The organism is Pseudoflavitalea rhizosphaerae (genome assembly GCF_003991355.1).
Lineage (GTDB): Bacteria > Bacteroidota > Bacteroidia > Chitinophagales > Chitinophagaceae > Pseudobacter > Pseudobacter rhizosphaerae.
On record NZ_RCSU01000009.1, the window covers coordinates 238,642 to 250,477 of the forward strand.

Consider the following 11,836-nt stretch of genomic DNA (forward strand, 5'->3'; position numbering starts at 1 on the left):
GCTTAAACGTTTAAAACATGCATTCTTCGTATGTGATAGGGGTCGACTTCGGAACAGATTCTGTCCGCTCCTTACTCCTCGATGCCAGCACGGGCGCCCAACTCAGCAGTCATACCTTTTTTTATCCGAGATGGAAAGCCGGACTGTATTGCAACAGGTCCGCCAATCAATACAGGCAACATCCGCTCGACTATATCGAAGGCATTGAACATACCATCAAAGCCTGCCTGGCGGCTGTATCGCCGAAAATAAAAACACAGATCAAAGCTATCGGTATCGATACTACAGGATCTACGCCCTGCCCGGTTTCAGCAGAAGGCATCCCTCTTGCCATGTTACCTGCATTTGCAGAAAACCCCAATGCCATGTTCATTCTCTGGAAAGATCATACAGCACTGCAGGCCGCAGAACAGATCAATGCAGCCAACCTTCGCTTCCCTACCAACTACCTCGCTTATGTTGGCGGCGCTTACTCCACCGAATGGTTCTGGGCAAAAATGTTGCACATCTCACAAACAGACCGGGCAGTACGCGATGCAGCCTTCACCTGGCTGGAGCATTCAGACTGGATGCCCATGCTGCTGACGGGGAAAAAACTACAACATGTTCAACGCAACATCTGCGCCGCAGGCCACAAAGCCCTATGGAGCGATGCTTTCAACGGCTTTCCCCCGCTTTCCTTTTTTGAAGCGATTGATCCGCACCTTCAACAAATGGCGGCACAGATGCCGGGAACATTTGTAACCTCGGAAAAAGCTGCAGGTACACTTTGCCAGGAATGGGCAGCCAGGCTTGGGCTTTCAACGGATATCATCGTCTGCAACGGTATCATCGATGCGCATGCAGGCGCCATTGGAGCAGAACTCACACCATACCACTTAGTGAAGATCATGGGCACTTCCACCTGCGATATCATGGTGGCGCCGCCTCAAGACCTGCAAGGAAAAAACATCAATGGAATTTGCGGACAGGTAATGGGTTCAGTGCTTCCGGAATTTGTTGGGTTGGAAGCAGGACAATCAGCTTTTGGCGATATCTTTCAATGGTATGTTTCCTTACTCAGCTGGTCCATGCAATCAATAAGCGGCAACAATGCAGAGATCTCATCACAACTATTATCCTCACTTTCCCGGGAAGCAGCTCAACTACCTGCTGAAACACATGCTCCAATATCCATCGATTGGTTTAATGGCCGCCGCACCCCCAATGCCAATCAATCGTTGCAGGGCGCTCTGTTAGGATTGACTTTGGGCTCCGATGCACCCGGTATCTTCCGCTCACTGGCAGAAGGCGCCTGCTTCGGAGCAAGAGCTATCAATGATTGTTTCATTTCGCAGGGTATACCTATACATGGCATCACAGCCATTGGGGGCATTGCAAAAAAATCACCTTACATCATGCAGATGCTGGCCAATATCCTGCAGCTGCCGATCCGTGTACATCGCAGTGAAAATACCTGCGCTATTGGTGCTGCCATGAATGCCGCTACAGCAGCTGGCGTCCATGCAACCGTATCCGATGCCATCCGCGCCATGGGACAGGGTTTTGAACAAACCTGGCAACCTGATCCTGCCATGCAACAAACTACTGATCACCGATACAAACAATACCTGCAGGCCGGCAAATACATCGAAACGATCCAATTATGAACCTGCAACTACATTCACGGGTAATTCTGGTAACCGGTGGCGCCAGCGGTATCGGCGAAGCGATCGTTCAAACACTTGCCGCAGAAAAGGCTATTCCCTGTATCCTCGGGAATGATAAAGAGAATGGAAAACGCCTGACAGAACAATTACGTTCCCTCAGATCCGAAGCATATTTTTTCCCGCTGGATTTGTCAGACCCCGAAGCCTGTGAATACACCATTCACCAGGTTGCAGCACAGCTCGGAAGGATCGATGGTATTGTGAACTATGCTGGCATCAATGATGATACCAGACTTGCCAAAGGAGATCATCATCGCTTTCTGCAATCATTGAAGAATAATGTTGGGCATTATTACAGTATCAGTCGCGCTGCATTGCCAGCCCTCAAACGTACTGGCGGCAGCATCGTCAATATCATTTCCAAAACTGCGTTTACTGGTCAGGGTAATACATCCGGCTATGCGGCGGCCAATGGCGCCAGATCAGGACTGGTGGCCGGTTTTGCTGATGAAATGAAACCCTGCCATATTCGTGTGAACGGGATCGTAGTGGCAGAAAGCCTGGCTCCGCTGGGAAAAAGATGTACCACCCCGCATGAAGTGGCCAACATGACTGCATTTCTTTTGTCGCCTGTTTCAACTGCCATCAACCGCCAATCCATTTTTGTGGATGGCGGTTATGTGCATCTCGACAGATCGATCCGCCAATAGTTATCAGTGTGTCTGCGCCTGCAGGAACTGTTTTTTATATTGAAGGGGGGAGATCCCCTTCATCTTTTTGAATTGCCTGTTGAAATAGGAAAGGTTGTTGAAACCCGCCCTGAACGCCACCTGTGTAATATTGAAAGAATCACTGAGCAATAGTTTACAGGCATAGTTCAGTCGAGTTTCCAATAGAAAAGTGGAAAAGGTCTTATTGGTCACGCTTTTGAAATAACGGCAGAAAGCAGTCAGGCTCATATTGGCAACGCCCGCCACATCCTGCAGGTTGATCTCATCCGTAAAATTCTCCATGATATAAGCATATACGCGACTGATCCTTTCTGTATCGCTTCTCGTGTAGGATTGATCGATGCTGGTGCCGGACAGCACCGCATATTCATTGGAAGCCGCAATATTGGAGAGGATCAGTAATAAGCTGGCGATCCTTTCGATAGAGTTCTGGTGCAACATGGCGATCATTCTCTTAGCCACTTTCTGCCTCGTAGCCCCTACGATCTTGAGCCCCCGCTTTGCCAGCGTGAGCATGTTCCGGATATCGGCCAGTTCAGGCAATTCGCCTGCATCACTGCGCAGGAAATTTTCACGGAACTGGATCACAATGGCGCGACTGTACAGATCATTGTCCAGTTCGTAATACACTTTATCATTCTTCCACCGGTGCGGAAGATTAGCCCCCACCAGCACCATATCGCCACTCCCGAAGTATTCGATATTATCTCCCACAAAACGGATCCCCGAGCCCTGCACAATAAAGGTCAGTTCCAGTTCAGGATGAAAATGGAACGGGTTGGAAAAATATGGAACGATCATATCCCTTAGCAAAAAGGAAGATGTTCCGGGTAAATGGGGTACATTTTTCAATTGAGGTTGCATTCCGTGGTAAACTAATAAAACTCTATCGCTCCCCGCCTTGCCGATTAACGGATGAGGCATTTGAATTGACGGATCGGGTTCCCGGCAACATAGTATCACTTTCTGATAATACAGGTAAAAGCAAGGCTTTGCCAACCCTTTACATTTGTTTCCACATCATTCAAATTCATTCAACTTATGGCGCTCTGGAAAGATGACGATGCTTTATTCGGTATTGCAAAACAGGAATTATTCCCGGCACTGGTGGGAGACGTTCTGGACAAACTGGGATTGTTGCAACAATTCCTTCCTCCTTCCATCAAACCACTCGACAGTAAAATGGTGGTGATCGGCCGCGCAATGCCCGTACTTGAAGCCGATGTATATGGAGAGAAGATCGATGAAGGAAGCAATACACTGCTTCGCAAACCATTCGGACTGATGTTCGATGCGCTCGACAGCCTTCAGCGGAACGAGATATATGTTTGCTCCGGCGCCTCACCACGTTATGCGCTCTGGGGCGGACTCATGACCACCAGGGCTTTCCGGCTCGGCGCCGCAGGCGCCGTAGTGAACGGCTACACGCGAGACACCAATGAAGTACTTCGATTCAACTACCCCATCTTCGGAATGGGTACTTACGCGCAGGACCAGGGACCAAGAGGTAAAGTGCTCGACTACCGTATCCCCATCCTCTTTGATCAAACCATTATCAAACCCGGCGATATTATCTATGGTGATCTGGATGGCGTGATCGTTATCCCCCGGGAAGTGGAAACAGAAGCATTCACCAGGGCCATTGAAAAATGCCGGGGAGAACAACGCGTAAAAGAAGCACTTGAAAAGGGAATGAGCTCCAGGGAAGCATTCGAAACATTCGGCATCATGTAATGCAAAGCAACATGAACAAACAACCATTCAGACTCGATAATAAGATTGCCCTCATTACCGGCGGCGGCACCGGCATCGGCTTCGGTATCGCCTCCTGCTTCATTGCAGCGGGCGCAACAGTTGTGATCACAGGAAGAAGAGAAGAAATATTGAAAGAAGCCGTCAGCAAACTGGGCAGCAATGCACATTATGTTACGGGGGATATCGACCAGCTTCAAAATATTCCACAGATCCTTCAGCAGGTGGAAGAAAAAGCAGGCGTAGTGGACATCCTCGTGAACAATGCAGGACGCAATCAGAAAAAGCCATTATTGGATACTACCAACGAAGATCTTGCAGCGATCCTCCAAACCAATGTGCTGGGCACTTTCGCACTTAGCAGGGAAGTGGCCCGCCGCATGATCGAAAACAAAAAAAGCGGCTCCATCCTCCTGATCAGTTCAATGGCAGCGGTAATGGGCATTGATCGTGTGGTATCCTATTCAACCGCCAAATCAGGTCTCACCGGAATGATGCGCACCATGGTGGCCGATCTCGCACCTTTCAATATCAGGATCAACGCCATTGCACCGGGATGGATCGAATCGGAAATGCTGGCCGCTGCACTCGATGGCGATAAAGCAAGAAAGGAAAAAGTGATGAACAGGATCCCCGCAAAAACATTAGGCAAACCGGAAGACATCGGCTATGCCGCACTTTTCCTGGCTTCCGGCTCCGCTGCCTATATCTCCGGCGTATTACTCCCGGTAGATGGCGGCGCAGCTTATAACTTCTAACAGCATCAAACAACCGAAAACACAACACTACAGTAAGCCGAACCACATGCAGCCCACCCGAAAATACAGATGGAAGATAGTAGCGCTCCTGTTCTTCGCTACCACCATCAATTATATCGACCGGCAGATCCTGGGCGTACTGGCTCCGCTATTGCAGGAAAATATGCAATGGTCGGAGTCCGCATACGGCTGGATAGTTGCCGGTTTCCAGGCGGCCTATGCTATCGGGCTGCTGGTTTCAGGTGTGCTGCTTGACAGGTTCGGCGTAAAATGGGGCTACAGCATTGCTGTTGGGGTCTGGAGTATCGCCTGCATGCTCCATGCTGCGGCAGGAACGCTCTTTCTTTTTGTGATCATGCGTTTCCTGCTGGGTCTCGGAGAATCTGCCAATTTTCCCGCAGCAGTAAAAACAGTGGCCACCTGGTTCCCCAAAAAAGAAAGAGCCCTGGCAACCGGGATCTTCAATTCAGGTTCCAATATCGCAGCTGTCATTACACCGCTTGCCATCCCCTGGATAGCATTGCAGGCCGGCTGGCAATGGGCTTTCATCATCAGCGGTATGCTGGGCATCATCTGGCTGATCTGCTGGCGCAAATGGTACCATGCACCGCAGGACCACCCAAAACTTTCCGCAGCAGAAAAGGAATGGATCGAACAGGATGGACAAGAACCGGTCAATAACCTGCCCTGGAAACAGCTGGTACTGCGCAGGCAAACATTGGGCTTTGCCGCATCACTTTTCCTGACCGCACCTGTGTGGTGGTTCTTCCTGTACTGGCTCCCGAAATTCCTGCATTCCGAACATCAGTTGAGCATCACCGGTATGGCATGGCCGCTGGTGATCGTTTATCTTATATCCGATGCGGGCGCACTCGCAGGCGGATGGTTCTCCTCCAGGATGGTCAGCAAAGGCAGCAATCCTGTATCGGCCCGTATCTACACCATTCTGCTGCTTTCACTGATGGTGATACCCGTAATGATCGTTCCCTTCACACAGCATCTCGGCTGGGTGATTGCACTGATAGCACTGGCCACCTTTGCACACCAGGGCTACGCATCCAACATCTTTACACTGGTATCGGATATATTCCCAAAGAACGCAACAGGCGCTGTAACGGGTATTGCCATGTTCTCCGGCGCCATTGGCGGAATGATCTTCTCCTCCATCACAGGACTTGTGCTGGAAAAGACAGGAGACTATACACCCATTTTCATATTCTGCGGTTGTTCTTACCTGTTATCATGGACCATACTGACCTTACTGGTCAGACCGCGCTACCGAAACTATTTGCAAATCGCTGACCAAAACTGATTTCGCTTATGCATTTAGGCATGGGATTATACAAACACATGCTTCACCACAGCAATTACCAATTTGTGCGGCAATGCGGAGCCACCCATGTGGTGGTGCACCTGGTGGACTATTTCTCCGGCAGCCACCAGCAACAGAAAGCCGATCAACCGCTTGGAAACCTGCAGGGATGGGGCTTCACAAAAGGTGATGAATCGATCTGGGAATACGATTCGCTCTGCGCCATTAAAAAACAGATCAACGATGCAGGCCTGATCTGGGAAGCCATCGAGAACTTCGACCCCGCACACTGGTCGGATATCCTTCTGGATGGACCACGCAAAGAACAACAGGTAGAACGCATCAAAAAGATCATCCGCAATGTTGGTAAGGCCGGCATACCCATCATCGGATATAATTTTTCCCTGGCAGGTGTGGCAGGTCGAAGCAAAGGACAATACGCCCGCGGCGAAGCCATATCGGTGGGTATGGATGGAACAATCGACCAGACGCCAATTCCCGCGGGAATGGTCTGGAATATGCAATACGACGCCAACCCGCAGGAAGGGACCATTCCCTGGATCACGCACCAGGAACTCTGGCGCCGCTTTGCCTGGTTCCTCCAGCAGGTGATCCCCGTTGCAGAAGAAGCCGGCGTGAAACTGGCAGCACATCCTGACGACCCACCGGTGCCGTATATGCGCGATACACCCCGCCTTGTATACCAACCCTATATGTACCAGCAATTACTTGATCTGTATAAAAGCAACCATAATGTGCTGGAGTATTGCCTGGGTTCACTCGCGGAAATGACGGAAGGCGATATCTATCGATCCACCGAACAATACGCACAACAACAAAAGATCGGCTATATCCATTTCCGGAACGTAAAAGGCAAAGTGCCCAATTACCGTGAAGTTTTCATCGATGAAGGAGATATCGATATGTTCCGCATCCTGCACATCCTCAAAAAGAACGGATACAACGGCATACTGATACCAGACCATACACCACAGATGAGCTGCGATGCCCCCTGGCATGCAGGCATGGCCTATACTGCAGGATATATGAAAACAGCTATGGCCTTACTATGATCCCTACCAAAACACCAACCTTCTATGCAATTAAGATACTACACTTACGATCTGATCAGGAAAGATCCTTTCACTATATCAGGACATACCACTACTGCCGCCACCGTTGTATTTACAGAGCTGGAACATGAAGGTATGATTGGCCGTGGCGAAGCATCGCCCGGACATTATCTCCCGGAAAATGCAGGCACCATCACTTCCTTTCTTTCTTCGCTTAAACTCGATCAATTCAATCATCCCTTTCAAATTGATGAGATCCTGGATTATGCAGACAGTACAGCTCCCGGTAACACTGCAGCGAAAGCAGCGCTGGATATGGCCCTGCATGACCTGGCCGGCAAACTCTGCCAAAAGCCATGCTATCAGTTCTTCCATGTCAATGCTTCAAAAATGCCACTGACCTCCTATACAATTGGGATCGATCATCCGGATAAGATCCGCGAGAAAGTAAGACAGGCTACGGATTTCAGGATCATCAAAGTAAAACTCGGTTCAGATAATGATCCGGCCATCATCGATGCCGTAAGGGCAGAAACCGATAAACCCATAACTGTAGATGCCAACCAGGGATGGACAGACCGCCAGCTGGCGCTGGATATGATCGGCTGGCTGCATGAACAAAATGTATTGTTCGTTGAACAACCCATGCCTGCTTCCGACCCGGATGGTAATGCCTGGGTTACAGCTCACAGCCCGCTGCCCGTGATCGCAGATGAAGCAGTGCTCCGCCTTCCGGATGTTAAGAATGCACTGCATGTTTATCATGGCATAAATATCAAGCTGGTGAAATGTTCGGGTATGCGGGAGGGTTATGAAATGATCAGGCAGGCACAATCCCTCGGTCTCAAAACAATGATCGGCTGCATGGGCGAATCCTCCAATGCCATCATGGCTGCGGCAGCACTGGCGCCGCTCTGCGACTGGGTGGACCTGGACAGTCCCTGGCTCATCGCCAACAATCCTTATAAAGATCCTGCATTGGAGGAAGGCAGGATACTGCTGAACAACAAGTCCGGATTAGGTCTTGAAAAAAGAAGCATTCATTCAAAAAAGGCCGTATGATATTTTTAAAAGCACAATCTTCCCTGGTCTCGAATGATGTAGCCACTTTCGGTATCCTCATCACTTTGCTGGCCCTCATCTTCACGTCAGCGCAAAGCAAACATCCTGCACTCAGGAAATTGTACACGATCTTTCCGCCGCTCCTGCTTTGCTATTTTATTCCATCACTGCTCACCAGTTTTCATATCATTTCTATAGACAATACTGATCTGTACAAGATCTCCTCCCGCTACCTGCTGCCAGCCAGTCTTGTATTGTTCACCATTGGCGTGGATTTCAAAGAGCTCTGGAAACTCAGGCACCAGGCAGGACTGATGTTCCTTACCGGTGCTGTTGGTGTTATTATTGGCGGGCCGGTTGCCATGCTTATCGTTTCGTCATTTTCTCCTGAAACCGTTGGTGGTGAAGGCGCTAATGCCACCTGGCGCGGACTGGCTACTGTTTCCGGCAGCTGGATCGGAGGCACCGCCAACATGACTGCACTCTATGAAGTGTTCAAACCCGGTCCTGCCCTCTACTCTTCCATGGTGATGCTGGATGTAGTGATCACCAGTTCCTGGATGGCCATACTGCTCTATGGCGCCGGCCTCACCCAAAAGATCGACAGGCTCCTGAAAGCCGATGTGAGCACAGTGGAAAAACTGAAAGTCAAAGTGGAATCCTATCAACAGGGTTTGCTGCGCATCCCCACCTTGAATGATCTTTTGCTGATCCTTGGCATCGCTTTCGGTGTTACCGGCTTTGCGTACCTGGTGGCGGAAAATATCGTTCCCATCATCAGCAGGAAAGCGCCATACCTGGAAAAACTGAGTCTCACTTCTGTTTTTTTCTGGGTAGTGATCATCTCCACGCTTATTGGATCCATCCTATCGTTTACCAACATACGAAAACTTGAAGGCGCCGGCGCTTCACGTATCGGAAATATCTTCCTGTACTTGCTTATTGCCGCCATCGGTATGCAGATGGACCTGCTGGCCATCTTCAAAAGTCCGGGTGTGTTGGTGGTGGGCGCTATCTGGCTGCTGATCCATATCCTGCTGCTTTTACTCGTAGCCAGGCTGATGAAGATCCCATTCTTTTTCCTTGCAGTCAGCAGTGAAGCATGCCTGGGAGGCGCGGCGCAGTCGTCCGCAGTAGCAGCCGCTTTCCACCCTGCACTCGCACCAGTAGGTGTACTGCTGGCCATTTTCGGATACGTGTTCGGGAATTATGGCGGCTATCTCTGCGGGCTTTTGCTGCAATGGGTAGCCTGAGTCCCGACAAAAAAATATACAACTATGAAGATTACGCAAATCGACATTTATCGTTTCAACATTCCCATGGAGCCTTTCACTATTGCCACAGGCACCATGGATTGCTCGCGCAATATGTTGCTGAGAGTACATACGAATAGCGGCGTCACAGGCATTGGAGAATGCTCTCCCTTTCCATTCATTGTTGGCGAAACGCAGGACACCTGTATAGCCATGGCCCGCGATTTCGCCAATGTATGGAAAGAAAAAGATCCGCTCGATATCCCTGCCAGGATGCAGGAGCTGCACCGCTGCGCCGCAGGCAATTACACGGCCAAGAGCGCTTTCGATATGGCCCTCTATGATATTGCATCAAAAGTCGCCAATCAACCCTTGTACAAATTCCTGGGTGGCGAAGAAAGAACGGTTGAAACCGATATCACTATCGGTATCGACACAGCGGATAAAATGGCCGCACAGGCCCGCGAATTCAAAGCTGCCGGCGCCACCATGATCAAAGTGAAGCTCGGCAAACAACCCGCAGAGGACCTGGACAGGATCCGCAGCATCCGGCATGCAGTAGGAGAAAAGATCGCACTGCGTGTGGATGCCAACCAGGGCTGGACCTTCGATGAAGCTTCGCAGATGCTGAACTGGCTGGGCGAAATGAAAGTACAGTTCTGCGAACAACCGATGCGCACCTGGTACAATGATCTGTTACCTGCATTACGTGAGCAATCGCCCATTCCCATCATGGCTGATGAAAGTTGCTACACGCATCACGATGCCCGCCAGCAACTGAATTCAGGTTCCGCAGATTATCTCAATATCAAACTTGCGAAAGCCGGCGGACTGCTGGAAGCCATGAAGATCCACGAGGTAGCGCAAAACGCAGGCGCAGCCTGTATGATAGGCGGCATGCTGGAAAGCAGGATCGGAGTTACCGCCAATCTTCATCTCGCCTATGCATGTCCGGGTATCAGCTTCTTCGATCTCGACTCAGCCATGACTGGCCAGCTGATAGATCCCGTACAGGACGGCGTTATCTACGATGGCTTCTTTTTGTCGGCCCCCGACCTGCCCGGCATCGGTGTAAGTGTTGATCCCGCCTTCCTTCATCAATGCGAATCAATTACAGTCTGATTGCAGCTTCAGCATTATATCATCGCTAATCAAAAAATTAATTGCATATGAAACAAAACGCCATCGTACTGACCAATGGCATGCTTGAAGACGGTAGCGCCAAAACTGCGCATGGGCTTATCCGTGGGTCTGACCGGTTCACCTTATTGGGCGTGATCGATCATGAACATGCCGGTAAAGATGCCGGTGAAGTGCTGGATGGAGAACACAGAAATATACCTGTGTGGCCTGAGCTCAAAGCAGCACTGGCCCAACCGCTGAAGATAGATGTCTGTATTGTTGGCATCGCGCCAGTTGGCGGTAAACTGCCAGCAGAACTCAAACACATTTTGGAAGAATGCATCCGCAATGGCATCTCCATCATCAGCGGACTGCATGATTTCATTTCCGATATGGAAGACATAGCGCTGCTCGCCAATCGCTACCATGTAACCATCACCGATGTACGAAAACCTAAAAACAGGAATGAACTCCATTTCTGGAACGGGAAGATCTTTGAAGTACAATGTCCCATTATTGCTGTATTGGGAATGGAAACCAACCTGGGTAAGCGCACCACCACCAGGCTGTTGACAGAAGCCTGCAGACGGGAAGGCCTGAACGCACAAATGATCTTTACCGGGCAAACCGGATGGATGCAGGATGGCGCTTATGGATTTGTGCTTGACAGCACCATCAATGATTTTGTAGCCGGAGAACTGGAACATGCCGTCCATACCTGTTATTCCGAAACCCATCCTGACCTTATCCTGCTGGAAGGCCAGGCCGGCCTTCGCAATCCTTCCGGTCCCTGCGGCTCCGAATACCTCATTTCCGCCAACGCAAAAAAGACAATACTGGTATTTGCCCCTAAGCGCACTTACTATGTTGATGATCCTTCCTGGGGACCGCTGCCTTCCATTGAAAGCGAGATCGAGCTGGTGCGCATGTACGGAAGCGAAGTGATAGCGCTGGCATTGAACACTACAGGATGCAGCACTGAAGAGGCTTTCGCTTTCCAGCAAGAATTGGAACAGCAATTCGGCATTCCTGTTTTACTGCCTATCCAGGAAGGCGTAGGAAAACTGGTACCTGTACTTCGCCGGCTCACCATCCATCAACCTGATTCCTCTATTTCAAAATAA

11 protein-coding genes are annotated in these 11,836 nt (G+C 50.1%); 10 read left to right on the top strand and 1 reads right to left on the bottom strand.

Going from position 1 to position 11,836, the window contains the following annotated elements:
- Positions 1-17 precede the first annotated feature (17 nt).
- Entirely contained in the window at positions 18-1,649 is a 1,632-nt protein-coding gene (locus tag D9Y29_RS16960; RefSeq protein WP_127130338.1) for a ribulokinase, read from the top strand.
- Positions 1,646-2,359, top strand: a complete 714-nt coding sequence (locus D9Y29_RS16965) for an SDR family NAD(P)-dependent oxidoreductase (RefSeq protein WP_127130340.1) — start codon at positions 1,646-1,648, stop codon at positions 2,357-2,359. The genes D9Y29_RS16960 and D9Y29_RS16965 overlap by 4 nt, the downstream gene beginning before the upstream one ends.
- A 3-nt stretch (positions 2,360-2,362) precedes the next feature.
- Here the strand turns inward: D9Y29_RS16965 and D9Y29_RS16970 are convergent, their stop codons facing one another.
- Complete coding sequence (locus D9Y29_RS16970) at positions 2,363-3,232, bottom strand: AraC family transcriptional regulator (RefSeq protein ID WP_164735443.1); 870 nt, start codon at positions 3,230-3,232, stop codon at positions 2,363-2,365.
- Between the two features lie 189 nt (positions 3,233-3,421).
- Here D9Y29_RS16970 and D9Y29_RS16975 point away from each other — a divergent pair, with 189 nt between their 5' ends.
- Genes D9Y29_RS16975 through D9Y29_RS17010 form a run of 8 tightly spaced genes read left to right on the top strand, consistent with a single transcriptional unit; the run spans position 3,422 to position 11,836 of the window.
- Positions 3,422-4,114: an RraA family protein gene (locus D9Y29_RS16975; RefSeq protein WP_127130344.1), complete on the top strand. Its 693-nt coding sequence runs from the start codon at positions 3,422-3,424 to the stop codon at positions 4,112-4,114.
- A gap of 11 nt (positions 4,115-4,125) precedes the next feature.
- A complete protein-coding gene (locus D9Y29_RS16980; RefSeq protein WP_127130346.1) occupies positions 4,126-4,890 on the top strand; it encodes an SDR family NAD(P)-dependent oxidoreductase in 765 nt (254 codons plus the stop codon).
- Between the two features lie 46 nt (positions 4,891-4,936).
- Positions 4,937-6,202 (top strand): MFS transporter, encoded by a 1,266-nt coding sequence (locus tag D9Y29_RS16985; protein WP_127130348.1) that lies wholly within the window; start codon positions 4,937-4,939, stop codon positions 6,200-6,202.
- Positions 6,203-6,210: 8 nt separating this feature from the next.
- Positions 6,211-7,275: a mannonate dehydratase gene (locus tag D9Y29_RS16990; protein ID WP_127130351.1), complete on the top strand. Its 1,065-nt coding sequence runs from the start codon at positions 6,211-6,213 to the stop codon at positions 7,273-7,275.
- 24 nt (positions 7,276-7,299) lie between these two features.
- Positions 7,300-8,337 carry a dipeptide epimerase gene (locus D9Y29_RS16995; protein ID WP_127130353.1) on the top strand — a complete coding sequence of 346 codons (1,038 nt, stop codon included), beginning with the start codon at positions 7,300-7,302 and terminating at the stop codon, positions 8,335-8,337.
- Positions 8,334-9,590: a DUF819 family protein gene (locus D9Y29_RS17000; RefSeq protein ID WP_127130355.1), complete on the top strand. Its 1,257-nt coding sequence runs from the start codon at positions 8,334-8,336 to the stop codon at positions 9,588-9,590. The genes D9Y29_RS16995 and D9Y29_RS17000 overlap by 4 nt, the downstream gene beginning before the upstream one ends.
- A gap of 24 nt (positions 9,591-9,614) precedes the next feature.
- The gene (locus D9Y29_RS17005; protein WP_127130357.1) at positions 9,615-10,712 is read left to right on the top strand and encodes a mandelate racemase/muconate lactonizing enzyme family protein; all 1,098 of its coding nucleotides are present in this window, start codon (positions 9,615-9,617) and stop codon (positions 10,710-10,712) included.
- Between the two features lie 47 nt (positions 10,713-10,759).
- Positions 10,760-11,836: an N-acetyltransferase DgcN family protein gene (locus tag D9Y29_RS17010; RefSeq protein WP_127130359.1), complete on the top strand. Its 1,077-nt coding sequence runs from the start codon at positions 10,760-10,762 to the stop codon at positions 11,834-11,836.

Bases quoted from the DNA above. Each gene is read 5' to 3' on its own strand.
- D9Y29_RS17000 (WP_127130355.1), top strand. From the start codon at position 8,334: ATGATATTTTTAAAAGCACAATCTTCCCTGGTCTCGAATGATGTAGCC.
- D9Y29_RS16985 (WP_127130348.1), top strand. From the start codon at position 4,937: ATGCAGCCCACCCGAAAATACAGATGGAAGATAGTAGCGCTCCTGTTC.
- D9Y29_RS16980 (WP_127130346.1), top strand. From the start codon at position 4,126: ATGAACAAACAACCATTCAGACTCGATAATAAGATTGCCCTCATTACC.
- D9Y29_RS16975 (WP_127130344.1), top strand. From the start codon at position 3,422: ATGGCGCTCTGGAAAGATGACGATGCTTTATTCGGTATTGCAAAACAG.
- D9Y29_RS17005 (WP_127130357.1), top strand. From the start codon at position 9,615: ATGAAGATTACGCAAATCGACATTTATCGTTTCAACATTCCCATGGAG.
- D9Y29_RS17010 (WP_127130359.1), top strand. From the start codon at position 10,760: ATGAAACAAAACGCCATCGTACTGACCAATGGCATGCTTGAAGACGGT.
- D9Y29_RS16990 (WP_127130351.1), top strand. From the start codon at position 6,211: ATGCATTTAGGCATGGGATTATACAAACACATGCTTCACCACAGCAAT.
- D9Y29_RS16965 (WP_127130340.1), top strand. From the start codon at position 1,646: ATGAACCTGCAACTACATTCACGGGTAATTCTGGTAACCGGTGGCGCC.
- D9Y29_RS16960 (WP_127130338.1), top strand. From the start codon at position 18: ATGCATTCTTCGTATGTGATAGGGGTCGACTTCGGAACAGATTCTGTC.
- D9Y29_RS16995 (WP_127130353.1), top strand. From the start codon at position 7,300: ATGCAATTAAGATACTACACTTACGATCTGATCAGGAAAGATCCTTTC.